Source organism: Acinetobacter sp. PW68 (genome assembly GCF_020982655.1).
GTDB classification, from domain to species: domain Bacteria; phylum Pseudomonadota; class Gammaproteobacteria; order Pseudomonadales; family Moraxellaceae; genus Acinetobacter; species Acinetobacter towneri_A.
The window spans coordinates 1,146,949-1,163,131 of sequence record NZ_JAHZSX010000001.1; the positions used below are offsets into that span (position 1 = coordinate 1,146,949).

A 16,183-nucleotide genomic window follows, 5' to 3' on the forward strand; every position below is an offset into this window, starting at 1 on the left:
CAGCTTATGATCTAGGTTGCGACGGCGTACATAGGATCAGTAAAACCAACATGCAATAGCGTAAGACGGTTAGTGCCTTTCCATTGTTTTGGGATACTAGCTCAAGCTTAAAAGCATTACTTAAACTGCTGTTCATTCGGTAAGGTATTGATTTAATCTGCAGTTTTTCAGTAAGCTTATCTTGTGAGATTTTAAGGGGTAGAGCGATCTGCCAATATTTTGCTGGAAATAAAGAATAAATACCTGTCAAAAATCGATTTGCTAGTCTTACTTCAGCACTGTTAAAGATTAATCCCGCGTGTGAAATGTTAGCCTTCATTTCAAAAATAGCTAGTGCATTTAATATATGGATATCATTATAACTATGCTGGTTGAGCTGTTTAAAAAAATATTCTAAGACTATTTTTTCTTCCATTGTTTCAATATGTGGAAGTATGCGTTGTGATTTATCAGCATCAATAATGAAGCGAGGCCGGTTCTTGCGATTTTTGAGTTGTTTGAGCTTAAGTATATTTTGTTGCCACAGCATGAGTGTCTTAATTGGAAAGTCATACTTTTGAGACAGAAGCTCAGGTGTATAAGATTGATCTAATGCTTTGAGTATTTTTATGATCAGTGCAGACGGATATTCTGATCGAGCAGTACCATAGATGCAATCATCAGTAGGTTTTTGCTGAATTTCTTTTTTATTGATTGGCATACTTGATTGTTTATCTATGCCTAATGGTATTACATGAGTCGCTTGAAGCATTTGAGTGTCAAAACTACTGAGGTGGATCTCTTGAGCATGTTTCAACGGCGTTATTAAAGTTGGACAGATTTTTTGAATAATTTGGGTGGAAAGCATCAGATCAAATTGACGTAATTGAAAACCTGCCATCACATAGCTGAGATGGATATAGCTTCGGAAGGTCTCGTTTGGTTCAATATGACCGAGCAGGTGCGCAATTAAATACCAGCTGTCTTGTGGTGCTTTAGAGCGTAATAGATGACTTCTGATGAGGTTGTAATGATCGTTTGAATAGTCCGTGAATGCAACTACAAACTCGTAGTCCATAGTCAAAATTATAGCGAGGTTATTCGCTGCAGTATGCCGTAAAGAATGAAAAGAATAACGATGACCAGGCAATATTGCATCTAGGATGCGTTGAAAAGGAAGTGTCACCATATTAGGTTTAAGGCGTTCAGTACTGTTCCACATCGTGAACAAGTATTGACTGGGCCTATAAGCACGGCGCCGTACTTGACAGTAATGTTGAAATTTAAGATGCTCCTCTTGAGTTAGTAGAATTTGAACGTTGAGATTGCGTTCAGCACTATCTGTTTTAAGTAAATGTTGTTGATGCTTTGCACGATATGGACGTATCCACATTGAACTGGCTTGAATACCTTCAACATCCTTGATTCGCATGCCGAGTATTTCATTAATGCGCATCCCTGTGCGAAAAGCTATCGTATATACGATACTTAACATTTCTAAATCATGTACCGTATAACGTGAGTTTTGATAGTGTGCAAGCTGAACGAGTAGATGTTTGAAGGTTTTTCCTGAGATGATTTCAGCTTTTGGTGAGCTGAAATCTTGACCTTCGGTCTGCAGTGGAAATGATTCAGCATTGAATAGCATTTCTTGAAATTGATGGAATCGTTTTAAGAGGGCGAATTTCTGTGATTTAGATTTACCGACGCCGTTTAACATGCGGTTGTAGATCACGTCTAGATGGTCGTTGAGATTGGATTCTTCTATAAAGTCAGTGCTATGTAGTAACCATGTCTCTGCTAACTTGGTGTAATAGCTATAAATTGAGGAATGGCGAATTTTTTGTTGTTGAGCGATATAGTGCAAGTACTTGTTTTGATCGAGCTGATAAAGCTCTGTGATTTGCTTAATATCTTCTGTAGTCGGACGAAATAAGCTAAATAGCCAAAGCCCAAGCCGTTTCGCATTTTCTGGAAGATAGGCATGTTGGCTGTGCAGCAGGTTACATAGATCCGAGGTAGTCTTATGCCTATTTTTAAAGAACGTCAAAATTTGTTTATGCAAAGCAGTAAGTGCCTCAAGAGGATCTTCAGTGTGTAATTTTTCCTCTTTTACTCTGTTGTTGATATTTTGGGGCTGTGGTTCTTCAGTTTGATCGGAGTGGTCAAGTATTAGCTGAGGTGAGAGATAGCGTTTAAAAGCACTTGGACTTAAGCCACAGCTTTCTATTTCTTCAGTTAAACACTGTGCAAGCGCAGGGCTTAATTTGACCTTGTCTAGTTGCATAAATGAATGACTGGAGGTTTGTAAAAGCTGATTAAATTTCTTCTGGTTAAAAGAAAGCTCTAAGGCATTAAAAATGTAACGGATATAAGTATAGCAATCGTATTGAATATCTATTAATTGTGTCTTAAATCGAGTAATCCAGAGCTGTGTTAGCCGGTCTGGTACAAAATTTCGAGATTTCCTTAAGGTTTGTTTAGGATCATATAAATCACCATATTGCGGCGATTGAGGTTCTAGAAAGATGAGGGGTATTTGTATTTGTTGAATTTGATAAATCGGGCCTTGTTCTTTTAAATGTTCTAACAAAGCTTCTAGGCTGGAAAGATTAGAGATTCCGCCATACAGGATTGCGCAGATCAGGATATTTCCTATACTTTCATCCGCTGTAAAATCATCTGCCGTGTACCAATATCTTAAAAGCTTTTCTTTGAGCTGTACTACGAATTTTGAACCATCTAGCCACGATTCATTGAATAATAATGGTGTGCGTTGAATAGAAACGAGATGCTGTGTGGGTAATGGTAAGTCTGTAGTAAGCGTCCGCTGAATCCCATACCTATTTTTTAATTTTGGTCGGATTTCCAGCGGTGTGGCAGTAATTCTTCTATTTGGGTCACTTTATGTGTCGGCAACCTTTTCAGAACATCACTTAAATAGGCATACGGATCCAGCCCATTCAGCTTTGCTGACTGGATTAATGTCATGATATTGGCTGCTCGCTGACCGCTGCGCAGCGAACCTGCAAATAGCCAATTCTTACGTCCCAACGCCCAAGGTCGCATCTGGTTTTCCACCCAATTATTATCTATAGGTAGATTGCCATCATCCAGATAGCGGCTTAAAGCTGGCCAACGCTTCAGAGTGTAATTGATGGCCTTGGCGGTTGGAGAACTCGATGGCACAGTCAGTTGATGTTGGTTAAGCCATTCATACAGTTGTTGCATCACCGGTTGACTATGCTGTTGTCGGTATTCGCGGCGGTCTTCCGCTGTACCATCGGTCTTTTTCCTGAGTTCTGCTTCTATCGCATACAGTTTCTGAATCAGCACTAAGGCCTGTTCAGCGACCTGACTTTTCCCGGTCACATGCAGTTCATGGAATTTACGACGTGCATGGGCCATGCAGCCCACCTCTATGACCTGGCCTGATTTAAAGCGTGCTTTATAACCACTGTAATCATCACAGACCAGATGGCCCTGCCAGCCTTTCAAGAACTCTTCAGCATGCTGGCCTGAACGACTATCCTGAAAGTCATAGATCACCGCCTGAACTGGATTGTACTGTGTAGTGGCATAGGCCCAGACATAACCTTTCTTCGGTTTTTTATCATTCTCACCCATCCGCATGATGGTGACCGGTGTTTCATCTGCATGCAGCACCTGCTGTTGTAGTACCACCTCTTTTAAGGCATTGGCCAGAGGTTCCAGTTCTACACCGCAGCGACCTATCCAGTCAGATAAAGTTGATCTAGAAAGTTCGATTCCCGCCCGCTGATAGATCAGACGTTGACGGTACAGCGGCAAATGATCGGCATATTTCGATACCAAAACATGGCTGAGCAGTTCAGGTGAAGCAATGCCTTTATCAATCACATAGGCGGGCATCGCTTGCTGAGTCAGAGTGTCACACTGATCACAGACCCATTTACCACGCACATGCTGTTCCTTATAGAACTGTGCCGGTCTGAAATGCAGTTTTTCACTGACATCTTCGCCGATACGACGGAGTTGGCAGCCACAAGCACAACATTGGGTTGATGCAGGTTCATGCTCAATACGGATGGTGTGTAGATGATCTGGCAGTGGTCGACGTTTAGGTTTATTGGTTTTGGCTTTCTGTGTCACTGCATCGGTTTTATCTGCATTTAGCCGTTCCAGTTCTAGATCAACCGCGGCAATATCTTCTTCAACCGCTTCATCCCACAGGTGGATTTGTTTTGCAGTGAGATGTTCGTTTTTACTGCCGAATTTGTGCTGTTTAAATAGTGCGAGTTCATGCTCGTATTTTTGATTGAGAATAGAAAGATGTTGAACTTTAGAATCTAATTGCTGATTGGTGACTTCAAGATGTTGAACTCTGGCATCTAATTGCTGGTTTGATTTTTCTAATTCTTGATTTGATTGTGCCAGAGACTGATGCTGCATCGCCAACTGCCTGGTGAATTCCAGCAGTTGTTCATGGGTCAGTTGGCTTAAGTCAGGCAGCGTATTCATGACCGCAGTATGCCTGAGGTCATGAGAAGAATGAAATAGAACGTTTGGAGAATAGCAGAATGGAACAGCCTGGTTTAAAGCATCGTCACCACCTGCTGTCGTCCAATGCGCTGCCAAGGCAAACCCTGGATCAGTGCCTGTAACTGTTCCGGGCTGAGGGCTACGCTTTCACCCTGGTGAACTTTAGCCCAGTGAAATTTGCCCTGTTCCAACCGCCGGGCACACAGCCAGATGCCCAGTCCATCATGTACCAGCACTTTCATGCGATGGCCACGTTTATTACAGAACAGGTAGGCGCAATGCGGTTTAATGTAGCCAAAGGCTTTCATAATCTGCGCCATGACCGTATCCATCCCTGCTCGCATATCCAGAGGTTGGGTAGAAAGCCAGATTTCATCAATGCGGATCATGTTGCAAGTGCCTTGAGTAATTCTGCTAAAGCAGATATTTCTGATACTTGCCATTTCAAGCCAATTTCTGCTTTTGAGTGGGGTAAAGTAATTTGAACCGTTAACATGTCAGTAGGAGTAGGATCTAATGGTGCAGAGCAAGATAAGGCAATAAATGCAGGTTTATTCGGTAGTGGTGAGCGATCATTCCCTGGCTTAGCATCAATTAAGCGAATCCATTTGGATACAAGATTTGTATTCAATCCATGTTGCAAAGCGACTGAAGCAATTGAAACGTCCGGTGCTTTACAAGCCTGAACGATCTGCTGTTTAAATTCAGCACTGTATGTTCTTCGTTTTTTCGCAAGAGATGCGATGGATGTCTGGTGATTTGTAGTCATAAATTTTAGTCCCCACTTGTTTTTAAGTGGGGACTAAATTAAGGCTTATAGGATGAATTCATAAGGTGTGTTCAGCGGACGCTTACCGCTCTTTGTAAGCGTCCGCTGAATCCCATACCTATTTTTTAATTTTGGTCGGATTTCCAGCGGTGTGGCAGTAATTCTTCTATTTGGGTCACTTTATGTGTCGGCAACCTTTTCAGAACATCACTTAAATAGGCATACGGATCCAGCCCATTCAGCTTTGCTGACTGGATTAATGTCATGATATTGGCTGCTCGCTGACCGCTGCGCAGCGAACCTGCAAATAGCCAATTCTTACGTCCCAACGCCCAAGGTCGCATCTGGTTTTCCACCCAATTATTATCTATAGGTAGATTGCCATCATCCAGATAGCGGCTTAAAGCTGGCCAACGCTTCAGAGTGTAATTGATGGCCTTGGCGGTTGGAGAACTCGATGGCACAGTCAGTTGATGTTGGTTAAGCCATTCATACAGTTGTTGCATCACCGGTTGACTATGCTGTTGTCGGTATTCGCGGCGGTCTTCCGCTGTACCATCGGTCTTTTTCCTGAGTTCTGCTTCTATCGCATACAGTTTCTGAATCAGCACTAAGGCCTGTTCAGCGACCTGACTTTTCCCGGTCACATGCAGTTCATGGAATTTACGACGTGCATGGGCCATGCAGCCCACCTCTATGACCTGGCCTGATTTAAAGCGTGCTTTATAACCACTGTAATCATCACAGACCAGATGGCCCTGCCAGCCTTTCAAGAACTCTGCAGCATGCTGGCCTGAACGACTATCCTGAAAGTCATAGATCACCGCCTGAACTGGATTGTACTGTGTAGTGGCATAGGCCCAGACATAACCTTTCTTCGGTTTTTTATCATTCTCACCCATCCGCATGATGGTGACCGGTGTTTCATCTGCATGCAGCACCTGCTGTTGTAGTACCACCTCTTTTAAGGCATTGGCCAGAGGTTCCAGTTCTACACCGCAGCGACCTATCCAGTCAGATAAAGTTGATCTAGAAAGTTCGATTCCCGCCCGCTGATAGATCAGACGTTGACGGTACAGCGGCAAATGATCGGCATATTTCGATACCAAAACATGGCTGAGCAGTTCAGGTGAAGCAATGCCTTTATCAATCACATAGGCGGGCATCGCTTGCTGAGTCAGGGTGTCACACTGATCACAGACCCATTTACCACGCACATGCTGTTCCTTATAGAACTGTGCCGGTCTGAAATGCAGTTTTTCACTGACATCTTCGCCGATACGACGAAGTTGGCAGCCACAAGCACATTGGGTTGATGCAGGTTCATGCTCAATACGGATGGTGTGTAGATGATCTGGCAGTGGTCGACGTTTAGGTTTATTGGTTTTGGCTTTGTGTGTCACTGCATCGGTTTTATCTGCATTCAGCCGTTCCAGTTCTAGATCAACCGCGGCAATATCTTCTTCAACCGCTTCATCCCACAGGTGGATTTGTTTTGCAGTGAGATGTTCGTTTTTACTGCCGAATTTGTGCTTTTTAAACAGCGCAAGTTCATGCTCGTATTTTTGATTGAGAATGGAAAGATGTTGAACTTGAGCATCTAATTGCTGATTGGATACTTCAAGATGCTGAACTTTGGTATCTAATTGTTGGTTTGATTTTTCTAATTCTTGATTTGATTGTGCCAGAGACTGATGCTGCATTGCCAACTGTCTGGTAAATTCCAGCAGTTGTTCATGGGTCAGTTGGCTTAAATCAGGCAGCGTATTCATGACCGCAGTATGCCTGAGGTCATGAGAAGAATGAAATACAACATTTGGAGAATAGCAGAATGGACCAAGCTAGTTTAGAGCATTGTGACCACTTGCTGTCGTCCAATGCGCTGCCAAGGCAAACCCTGGATCAGTGCCTGTAACTGTTCCGGGCTGAGGGCTACGCTTTCACCCTGGTGAACTTTAGCCCAGTGAAATTTGCCCTGTTCCAACCGCCGGGCACACAGCCAGATGCCCAGTCCATCATGTACCAGCACTTTCATGCGATGGCCACGTTTATTACAGAACAGGTAGGCGCAATGCGGTTTAATGTAGCCAAAGGCTTTCATAATCTGCGCCATGACCGTATCCATCCCTGCTCGCATATCCAGAGGTTGGGTAGAAAGCCAGATTTCATCAATGCGGATCATGTTGCAAGTGCCTTGAGTAATTCTGCTAAAGCAGATATTTCTGATACTTGCCATTTCAAGCCAATTTCTGCTTTTGAGTGGGGTAAAGTAATTTGAACCGTTAACATGTCAGTAGGAGTAGGATCTAATGGTGCAGAGCAAGATAAGGCAATAAATGCAGGTTTATTCGGTAGTGGTGAGCGATCATTCCCTGGCTTAGCATCAATTAAGCGAATCCATTTGGATACAAGATTTGTATTCAATCCATGTTGCAAAGCGACTGAAGCAATTGAAACGTCCGGTGCTTTACAAGCCTGAACGATCTGCTGTTTAAATTCAGCACTGTATGTTCTTCGTTTTTTCGCAAGAGATGCGATGGATGTCTGGTGATTTGTAGTCATAAATTTTAGTCCCCACTTGTTTTTAAGTGGGGACTAAATTAAGGCTTATAGGATGAATTCATAAGGTGTGTTCAGCGGACGCTTACAGTCTGTATCATTGGCACGATTGTATTGAATGATGTGTTTGCGGAAGTGCTGATAAAAGCTCTTTTTTAAAGAAAAGCTTACTTTTTGTTGCTCTAAGTGATGAATCACTTGGTTATAGAGATCTGGGAAATTTTGTGATTGTTGTGCCTGTTGTAATTTTTCTTGGGAGAGAAACTCCTCAATAATCAATTGAATATGTAAGCGCTCTTTCATTTGTTTTTTATTTCTATCTTTAGCACGGCGCTCATGTGCATAATGTTTTTGTTTAAGCATGTTCATACATCCCATCAATTTGGTAAGCGTGCTGCATATCGTTGAGGCAGTTGGCGAGTTCTTTATATTGTTGAAGCGAAAGACTTGAGAATTTTTGCCCCATTTCTTGTTGGTTTTGCTCATGCCCAAACAAAGCCAGAATGAAGTTTTCATCTGCTTTTTCGGTGAGATATGCACGAGCTGTGTGCCTAAGCCAATTGGCATGATTAAGTTGCATAATACGAGTGAAACTGTTGACTAAATGAGGGCTGAGGGCTTGCCATTGACCATGTTGATAGACACTGAGAAGGGGTCTTTTACTGCTTAAAATTTCTTGAATATACGGTTGATGCTCTGGGTGTAGTTGTTTAAATTCATTTAAGTAGGTAATGAATAAGCGGATTTCCTTCACAACAAAATCACATAATGGGATTAAACGCCCATCATCCGTTCTTGAGTGAATTTCTTTATCAGAAATCCAAAGCCACTGTTGTTTTAAATCGAAATTTTTTAAGAAACCCGGGAACTCGCTGACAGGTCGAGCAGCACTGAACAATAACAAAATATGCCACAGCCAGACATTGTAATGATTGAACATCTCAAGCATTTGCCCATGGTGTTTAGCTTGAATAATCTGATGTTGTAAATATGCAAATATCGCCGTCACTGTTGCAGGTTTCGGCGCTTTACAGCTACCAAATCTTTCTCGATCATCATCAATGATATGGATTTCTTTTGCTAAATCATTTGATAGTTGTTGTACTGTACCCTGATAGCTTTGCTGCAAACGGTAGATTGGATACGAACAATATGAAATAGAAACTGATCGATTTGCATCGATGCCTGTAAGAATGTCGGCTAGTTGTTCATTTTGAGTGTAATGGTAAATACAGTGATGTAATAAAACACTTATTTTTTTAGTTGATAACGACGGAATGAAGAGTTCTTCACGGCATTTTTTTAATGCATGTGCGACCTGTTCTTGCTTCACTGTTGGCGGTTGTCTTAAACCCTCTACCAGCTCTTTTACTAAAGGCAAATCGAAATGGGTCACCTGATTAAGCAATTGGTCTTTGTATTCAAAAGCAGAGTCCTCAAACAGTGTGAATTTGGAACGTAGAAAATATTGATCGTTTTCAAAAATGACCTTCTGTCGTTTATTGAGTGCATAGCGTTGTCTGGATTGTAGATATAGCCATTGCTCAATAGGAACACCACTCAAGAAACTGAGTAAGATAAAAAGATATGCTTTGTTTTTTTCTGGATGATTTAAATAGAGTTGATGACAATGTTGTACAAGTAAGCTCAGGCTATTGAAGTCTGGATAATGCTTGCTACACATAAAATCATGCTGCTGTCTAATAATGTGTTGTTGTGTGAGCTGGCTAATTTTATGTTGTAGAAAACTGGATTGAGTGGCTAAAGGTGATACTTGTGCTGTATTAAGTGAGTATTGCTGTTTGGGCTGCTCGTCCTGTAATTGTTCGAAGAAGAGTGCAGGATGTTCTTTCTGAGGTATATCCTGTGGGCAGCATAAAATTGCGCCGTGCTCATCTAGATAATGTGGTTCATCTATGTGTTTGGGTGGTGCTGAGTAATGTTTCTTGGGTTTAAGTGCTAAGACATAATCATAGAATCGCCGTATATCAAGCAGTAATAGATACTGAAAACGATTGAGTTTAGAGTCGTTTTCTAATTCCCGTAAACTCTTCACGAAGTCAGCCAAGGTAATCTCATGGCTAGGCAATTGCTCCCATAACCACAAATATTCCTGCTGATACCGATTCAATTGTTTGCCTTGTTGCGATGCGGCATAAGCTTCGTTTGCTAATCTAAATCGATCAAGTACTTTAATAATCGTGGTTTGATGGTCTTTTTTACCTGCATTTGGAATAGATTTAAGAATGCAGGCAGCATGTAAATTGTGGACTGCCCATTGCTGTATAACTGAATGCTGTGAGTGCTGTTGTACTGAATAAATATAGGCACAAATAGGATGTGCTGAAACAGAAGGTGGAGCAGGTAAAAAAAGTGTCCGTTGATCCTGATGATTCGGCTCTGCTTTGATGTCGAGTGTTAATAATTGCTTTAATTCAGGGATAAGGGGTATGCCGTCTAAGTATTGCTCAAGCATTTCAGCATAGTCATCATGTATGAATTCTTTCTCTAAAAGACGCTGAATTAATGGCCTAGTTTGCATGTTGAGCCCTCCAAAATAGTTCTGGGTTAGGCTCAAGATGTTTGAGCGCTGCGCACTTTTGCGTAAGTTGCTGGATTTTGTCGGTGTAACTAGAGTGGATTTGTTTTTGTTGATACAAGAGCTGATTACGACTACAGCCGATGAGTTTTGCGAGCAAATCAAGCGATAACTCACAGCGTGGTTTTTCAGAGTGAAGTGCATTTAGGTCATAAATCGCATGCTTAGAAAGTGAAGCATTGAATGTATGTAGTACGCTATTTGGATTAATACATTTAATATCAATTTTAAGCTCAGTGATTAATTTGAATAAGCGTGTACTGAGTTGATATTTGAGCAGAGGCAGGTCGATGTCGGTTTGCACAATATAGCGTGCATTGATGGATAAACTTTGTGTTTTGGAAGTATATAGAAGCAGGAAGTTATCCAAGACGAAGAACTCATTCTCTGAAATTTTTGAGGGATAAAGTAACTTGATATCAGGCTGATAAATTGAAGGCAATTTTGCTGCCTTTAAGATTTGTGCATAGCAATTGTAAATTTTACTTAAAGGTGGGTATGGGGTAAGGGTGACCTGATGTGAGTCAAACTTAGCTTTAGCGTATTTCTTCTGATTTGAGTGTTTAGATGCCATGTTTATGCTCCTTATTTTAGTAATGTAAATAAAGACATGGCTAAAAAATCAATTTCAAAAAAAAGATCAAGAAAATGGTTATAAATGTGGATGGTTTTTGATGAATTTCAGATTTTGAAAATAATATGCTTAGTGCAGAGCTAGATATATTTTTGTGTAAGTTGTTGATTATTAGTTATTGAATGTGGCTGGTTTTACTAAGTTTTGTATTTTCTACATCAATTAAGGCTGCATTTAATCCCAGCATACTTTTTGAAACCCCACCCCCATATGTACTTCTAATTAATATTCTTTTGTACAGTCTATCTCTAGCAAAACATGTTGTAAATCAGGCACAATCATCACTATAAATTTCAAGTTTTATAGCCTTAGGGCAAGCGGTATTTTTTAATGACAAATAATAACTTTTCACAAATAGCAGCATTCATTTGGTCGGTTGCCGATCTTTTACGTGGTGACTTCAAACAATCCCAATATGGTCGTGTGATTTTACCCTTTACCTTACTGCGCCGTCTGGAGTGTGTGCTGGCTCCAACCAAGGCTGATGTGCTTGCTGCTAATGAAAAAGTGAAACTCATGCCATTGCCAGAAGAAGCCAAAGAAAAGATGCTTTTGAAGGCAACCAATGGTCTATCATTTTTCAATACATCAGAACTGGATTTAGGCAATCTGGGGCAAAAAGACATTCGTGCCAACCTGAACAACTACATTCAGAACTTTTCAAAAGATGCCCGAGAAATCTTTGAACACTTCAAATTTGATGAATTCATTGGTCTACTGGATGACGCCAACTTACTTTATAAAGTTGTGCAAAAGTTTGCTGCAACCGACTTAAGTTACAGCGCCGTATCGAACCATGAAATGGGCTTGGTGTTTGAAGAATTAATTCGCCGTTTTGCTGAAAGCTCCAATGAAACCGCAGGGGAACATTTTACCCCACGTGACATCGTACGTTTAACGACTGGTTTGGTCTTTAGCAAAGATGATGATGCTTTGACTAAAGAAGGCATTATCCGCACCGTATATGATCCCACGGCGGGTACGGGTGGATTTTTATCCTCAGGTTCAGAATATGTCTATGAGCATAACCCTGAAGCGGTAATGCGGGTGTTTGGTCAGGAACTCAACCCAGAGTCATACGCGATCTGCAAAGCGGATATGCTGATCAAGGGGCAGGATGTACGTAACATCAAATTGGGTAATACACTCTCCAATGACCAACTGGCATATGAGAAATTTGACTACATGCTGTCAAATCCACCATTTGGTGTGGATTGGAAGAAGATCGAAAAAGACATCAAAGATGAGCATGAGCAAAAGGGTTTTGAAGGTCGCTTTGGTGCAGGCTTGCCACGTGTATCGGATGGTTCTTTACTGTTCCTGATGCACCTGATTAGCAAGATGCGTGATACTGACAGCAATGGTCAGGGTAGTCGTATCGGCATTATTCTGAATGGTTCGCCTTTGTTTACCGGAAGTGCAGGTAGTGGTGAAAGTGAAATCCGCCGTTATATTCTAGAAGCCGATTTGTTAGAAGCGATTATCGCGCTACCAACCGACATGTTCTATAACACTGGTATTGCGACCTATGTGTGGGTACTGAGCAATAAAAAAGATGCTGAGCGTAAAGGAAAGGTGCATCTAATTAATGCTACTAACCTCAGTTCAAAAATGCGTAAGTCTTTAGGCTCGAAGCGTAATTATTTAACCGATGAAGAAATCCGTACCATTACCCAAAACTACGGCGCATTTGAAGCGGTAGATACCTTAGCCCATGATGGTGAAAGTGATCAGAAAAAGCCTTTCTCAAGCAAAATCTTTAACAGTTATGAGTTTGGCTACCGCCGTGTGACCATCGAGCGTCCTTTGCGTTTATCGGCTCAGGTGAGTGATGCTGCTGTAGCATCCTTACGTTTTGCACCGAAGCCATTTAATGCCGTGATGCAAAAGCTGTATGAGCAATACGGTGCAACATGGACAGCAGACAGTTATGGTCAATTGACTGAGTATGAAGCCGAGATTCGTGCGCTGATTAAAGCTGAATTTAGCGAGCTGAAAGAAAAAGATATTAAAACCGTACTTGAACCGAAACTGTGGTTAGAACAACGTCAGTTATTCAATAAAGCCCAAGCCTTACAAGCCAAAATTGGCACGGCGCAATGTGATGACTTTAATGCTTTTGATGACGTACTCAAGCAAGCTTTAAAAGATGCCAATGTGAAACTTGAAACTCAAGAAAAGAAGCAATTCATTGATGCCATCACCTGGAAGAATGCCGATGCTGAGCCAGTGATCAATAAAGTCATTAAAGGTGCAGAAAATCCGCTTTACGGTCAGTTTGCTTATAAAGGCAAAGTGGTTGAGTTTGTGCAGGATGGTGATTTACGTGATGCGGAAAACATTGCCCTTGACTCAAGTGTCAGCACCACCGATTTAATCGAGTCTTACTTTAAGCGTGAAGTGCAACCGCATGTGCCTGATGCGTGGATTAATGCCGATAAGCGTGATGCGCAGGATGCTGAAATTGGTATTGTCGGTTATGAGATTCCGTTTAACCGTCATTTTTATGTGTATGAACCGCCACGTGATTTAAGCGAGATTGATGCGGATTTGGATGCGGTCAGCCGTGAAATTACGGCACTTCTGCAAGAGGTGCATTCTTAATGGCGAAGTATCAGAAATATGCTGAATATAAAGATTCAGGTATTGATTGTTTAGGTGAGATTCCTAACCATTGGGCAATTAGTAAATTAAGATACCTATTTAATTTTAGTAAAGGTTTATCTATCACAAAAGAAAATCTTCAAGATGAAGGTATTCCGTGTGTGAACTATGGTGAAGTCCATTCTAAATATGGGTTTGAAGTTAATCCTAAAAAGCACCCATTAAAATGTGTAAATGCAAGCTATCTAAAAACATCAGAAAATGCGCTTTTAAATAATGGAGACTTTGTTTTTGCTGATACTTCAGAAGATTTAAAAGGTTCAGGAAATTTTACGCATTTATTAGGCGATGAGCAGATATTTGCAGGTTATCACACTGTCATTGCTCGTCCATATAATTCAAGTGCTAGTAGATTTTATGCCTATCTTTTTGATTCAAAGGAATTTCGCTCTCAAATACAATTGGCTGTCAAAGGCGTTAAGGTATTCAGTATTACACAAGCAATATTGCGATCGGCTGATGCGTGGCTTCCATCAACAGATGAACAAGTAAAAATCGCCAATTTTCTTGACCATGAAACCGCAAAAATTGACAGCTTAATTGCCAAACAAGAAAAGCTGATTGAATTGCTGAAAGAAAAGCGTCAAGCAATGATTAGCCATGCCGTGACCAAAGGTTTAAATCCCGATGTAAACATGAAGGATTCAGGGGTGGAATGGTTAGGACAAGTGCCTGAGCATTGGAAAGTTGCACCTATTAAAAGAATCATTCATTTGATGGAGCAAGGGAAAAGCCCTGAATGTGAAAATATACCAGCCACATCAGAACAATGGGGGGTGTTAAAAACCAGTTGTGTCAATAACGGTATTTTTCATTCTCAGCAGAACAAAGCATTGCCTGAACATACTAAGCCTCATACTCAGTATCAAGTAAAAGCAGGTGATGTACTGATGTCCCGTGCAAGTGGTTCAATTAACTTAATTGGATCAGTTGCTTTAGTCCCAAATGATGTCCAAGAAAACTTATTATTGTCAGATAAGATTTTCCGTATTCATCTAACTAAAGATTGTGATGCAAGATTTTTTACGCTTTTAATGGCAACACCATATATGCGCACACTGATTGAACGAGCAATTAGTGGTGCAGAAGGTATGGCAAATAACATCACTAAAACTTCAATTTTAGAGTTTGTATCAGCGATTCCACCTTTAAAAGAACAAATGGAGTTAGTAGATTATCTAAGACAGAAAATACAGGCTTTTGATGCGTTGGTTTTGAAAGCAACCACAGCCATTGAAGTAATGCAAGAACGCCGTACAGCCCTGATTTCCTCTGCGGTGACAGGCAAGATCGACTTACGCAATTGGCAAAACCCAAATAATAACAATGAGAAACAAGGATTATGAACGTCATGAGTGTATATGGTATTTATAATCTAATCACCGAAATGGTTACACAAAGTCATTGTAAGTCTGTCGTAGCCACGATACTATACGCTCAACAACACCCGACAAGGCTAGGCAAGCAATTGCATCCTCAAACTGTCGGGTTACTTGTTTCTAGCGCCCTAAAAAACATAACAATCAGGGCAAGCTATCTATGAAATCTTTTAACAAGCCTGCCAAAACCTTTGCTGAACAAATTGAGCTATTAAAAGCGCGCGGCATGCAATTTGCTAATCAGCAAGATGCACAATTTTACCTAGAGCAAATCAATTATTATCGCTTAGGTGCCTATTGGCTTCCATTTGAACATACCCACTCACCACATTGCTTTAAACCAGAGACCAGTTTTGAACAGGTTTTAGAGTTATATGTTTTTGATCGTGAATTAAGGCTACTCATCCTGGATGCCATAGAACGTCTGGAAGTTGCCGTTCGTACCCGTTTTGCCTATGAATTGGCGCATCGGCATGGTTGTCACGCCTATCTGCAAGGGCAATACTTTAAACCCGCCTTTAGATGGCACAGCTTACTCGAATCACTAAAAACTGAAGTGTCCCGCGCAGATGAAGTCTTTATAGAACACTATAAACGCAGCTATGATGATCCTGAATTACCACCGATTTGGGCAACCTGCGAAGTGATGAGTTTCGGGCAACTGTCCAAATGGTATCAGCTCTTGGCACCGATTCAGACACGTAAAGCCATTTCCAGTCATTTTGATTGCGATGAAAAACAGTTTGAAGGGCTGTTACAGCACTTTGTTTACTTAAGAAATACCTGTGCCCATCATTCAAGACTATGGAACCGCAAATTTACCAAAACCATCGCCAAGCCGCGCAGTAAGCCGATGGGGCTTCGGGTGCAATGCAATTTTGAACCTAGTCACTCGGCAGAGCGAAAAATTTATAATAGTCTGGTATTTCTACTCTATTTCATGGACAAAATCGCCCCGCAGCATACATGGCGTAAACGTCTGGTTGATCTGCTTTTGACACATCACAACATATCAAAAACAGCGATGGGCTTCCCTGAAGATTGGCAAAGCTATCCACTTTGGCAAATAGAACCGTAAT

General features: G+C 41.3%; 13 protein-coding genes. 3 read left to right on the plus strand and 10 right to left on the minus strand.

The window, feature by feature from the left end; translation table 11 throughout:
- Nucleotides 1–4: 4 nt before the first annotated feature.
- The 10 genes from K1T76_RS05470 to K1T76_RS05515 form a co-directional block, all read right to left on the minus strand.
- Nucleotides 5–2,866 carry a tyrosine-type recombinase/integrase gene (locus K1T76_RS05470; RefSeq protein WP_442780694.1) on the minus strand — a complete coding sequence of 954 codons (2,862 nt, stop codon included), beginning with the start codon at nucleotides 2,864–2,866 and terminating at the stop codon, nucleotides 5–7.
- The gene (gene tnpC / locus K1T76_RS05475) at nucleotides 2,830–4,479 is read right to left on the minus strand and encodes an IS66 family transposase (RefSeq protein WP_230244487.1); all 1,650 of its coding nucleotides are present in this window, start codon (nucleotides 4,477–4,479) and stop codon (nucleotides 2,830–2,832) included. Before tnpC (K1T76_RS05475) ends, K1T76_RS05470 begins: the two co-directional genes overlap by 37 nt.
- Nucleotides 4,480–4,553: 74 nt before the next feature.
- Nucleotides 4,554–4,889, minus strand: a complete 336-nt coding sequence (gene tnpB, locus K1T76_RS05480; RefSeq protein ID WP_171489061.1) for an IS66 family insertion sequence element accessory protein TnpB — start codon at nucleotides 4,887–4,889, stop codon at nucleotides 4,554–4,556.
- Nucleotides 4,886–5,269, minus strand: coding sequence for an IS66-like element accessory protein TnpA (tnpA, locus tag K1T76_RS05485; RefSeq protein WP_004691518.1), 384 nt, complete (start codon nucleotides 5,267–5,269; stop codon nucleotides 4,886–4,888). The genes tnpB (K1T76_RS05480) and tnpA (K1T76_RS05485) overlap by 4 nt, the downstream gene beginning before the upstream one ends.
- Before the next feature lie 125 nt (nucleotides 5,270–5,394).
- Nucleotides 5,395–7,041, minus strand: a complete 1,647-nt coding sequence (gene tnpC, locus K1T76_RS05490) for an IS66 family transposase (protein ID WP_230243708.1) — start codon at nucleotides 7,039–7,041, stop codon at nucleotides 5,395–5,397.
- A gap of 74 nt (nucleotides 7,042–7,115) precedes the next feature.
- A complete protein-coding gene (gene tnpB, locus K1T76_RS05495) occupies nucleotides 7,116–7,451 on the minus strand; it encodes an IS66 family insertion sequence element accessory protein TnpB (RefSeq protein WP_171489061.1) in 336 nt (111 codons plus the stop codon).
- Nucleotides 7,448–7,831 carry an IS66-like element accessory protein TnpA gene (gene tnpA / locus K1T76_RS05500; RefSeq protein WP_004691518.1) on the minus strand — a complete coding sequence of 128 codons (384 nt, stop codon included), beginning with the start codon at nucleotides 7,829–7,831 and terminating at the stop codon, nucleotides 7,448–7,450. The genes tnpB (K1T76_RS05495) and tnpA (K1T76_RS05500) overlap by 4 nt, the downstream gene beginning before the upstream one ends.
- A gap of 45 nt (nucleotides 7,832–7,876) precedes the next feature.
- Nucleotides 7,877–8,191, minus strand: coding sequence for a hypothetical protein (locus tag K1T76_RS05505; RefSeq protein ID WP_230244489.1), 315 nt, complete (start codon nucleotides 8,189–8,191; stop codon nucleotides 7,877–7,879).
- Nucleotides 8,184–10,370, minus strand: a complete 2,187-nt coding sequence (locus K1T76_RS05510) for a hypothetical protein (RefSeq protein ID WP_230244491.1) — start codon at nucleotides 10,368–10,370, stop codon at nucleotides 8,184–8,186. The genes K1T76_RS05505 and K1T76_RS05510 overlap by 8 nt, the downstream gene beginning before the upstream one ends.
- Complete coding sequence (locus tag K1T76_RS05515; protein ID WP_075696603.1) at nucleotides 10,360–11,001, minus strand: hypothetical protein; 642 nt, start codon at nucleotides 10,999–11,001, stop codon at nucleotides 10,360–10,362. The genes K1T76_RS05510 and K1T76_RS05515 overlap by 11 nt, the downstream gene beginning before the upstream one ends.
- 390 nt (nucleotides 11,002–11,391) lie before the next feature.
- Between K1T76_RS05515 and K1T76_RS05520 the strand changes: the two genes are divergently transcribed.
- From K1T76_RS05520 to K1T76_RS05530, 3 genes are all read left to right on the plus strand, one after another.
- Entirely contained in the window at nucleotides 11,392–13,665 is a 2,274-nt protein-coding gene (locus K1T76_RS05520; RefSeq protein ID WP_230244493.1) for a type I restriction-modification system subunit M, read from the plus strand.
- Entirely contained in the window at nucleotides 13,665–15,071 is a 1,407-nt protein-coding gene (locus K1T76_RS05525; RefSeq protein ID WP_230244495.1) for a restriction endonuclease subunit S, read from the plus strand. Before K1T76_RS05520 ends, K1T76_RS05525 begins: the two co-directional genes overlap by 1 nt.
- 193 nt (nucleotides 15,072–15,264) lie before the next feature.
- On the plus strand, nucleotides 15,265–16,182 hold the full coding sequence (locus K1T76_RS05530; RefSeq protein ID WP_230244497.1) for an Abi family protein: 918 nt from the start codon (nucleotides 15,265–15,267) through the stop codon (nucleotides 16,180–16,182).
- Nucleotide 16,183 lies beyond the last annotated feature (1 nt).

Coding starts and splice junctions, on each gene's coding strand:
- tnpC (WP_230244487.1), bottom strand. CDS start 4,479: ATGAATACGCTGCCTGACTTAAGCCAACTGACCCATGAACAACTGCTG.
- tnpB (WP_171489061.1), bottom strand. CDS start 4,889: ATGATCCGCATTGATGAAATCTGGCTTTCTACCCAACCTCTGGATATG.
- tnpA (WP_004691518.1), bottom strand. CDS start 5,269: ATGACTACAAATCACCAGACATCCATCGCATCTCTTGCGAAAAAACGA.
- tnpC (WP_230243708.1), bottom strand. CDS start 7,041: ATGAATACGCTGCCTGATTTAAGCCAACTGACCCATGAACAACTGCTG.
- tnpB (WP_171489061.1), bottom strand. CDS start 7,451: ATGATCCGCATTGATGAAATCTGGCTTTCTACCCAACCTCTGGATATG.
- tnpA (WP_004691518.1), bottom strand. CDS start 7,831: ATGACTACAAATCACCAGACATCCATCGCATCTCTTGCGAAAAAACGA.
- K1T76_RS05505 (WP_230244489.1), bottom strand. CDS start 8,191: ATGCTTAAACAAAAACATTATGCACATGAGCGCCGTGCTAAAGATAGA.
- K1T76_RS05510 (WP_230244491.1), bottom strand. CDS start 10,370: ATGCAAACTAGGCCATTAATTCAGCGTCTTTTAGAGAAAGAATTCATA.
- K1T76_RS05515 (WP_075696603.1), bottom strand. CDS start 11,001: ATGGCATCTAAACACTCAAATCAGAAGAAATACGCTAAAGCTAAGTTT.
- K1T76_RS05520 (WP_230244493.1), top strand. CDS start 11,392: ATGACAAATAATAACTTTTCACAAATAGCAGCATTCATTTGGTCGGTT.
- K1T76_RS05525 (WP_230244495.1), top strand. CDS start 13,665: ATGGCGAAGTATCAGAAATATGCTGAATATAAAGATTCAGGTATTGAT.
- K1T76_RS05530 (WP_230244497.1), top strand. CDS start 15,265: ATGAAATCTTTTAACAAGCCTGCCAAAACCTTTGCTGAACAAATTGAG.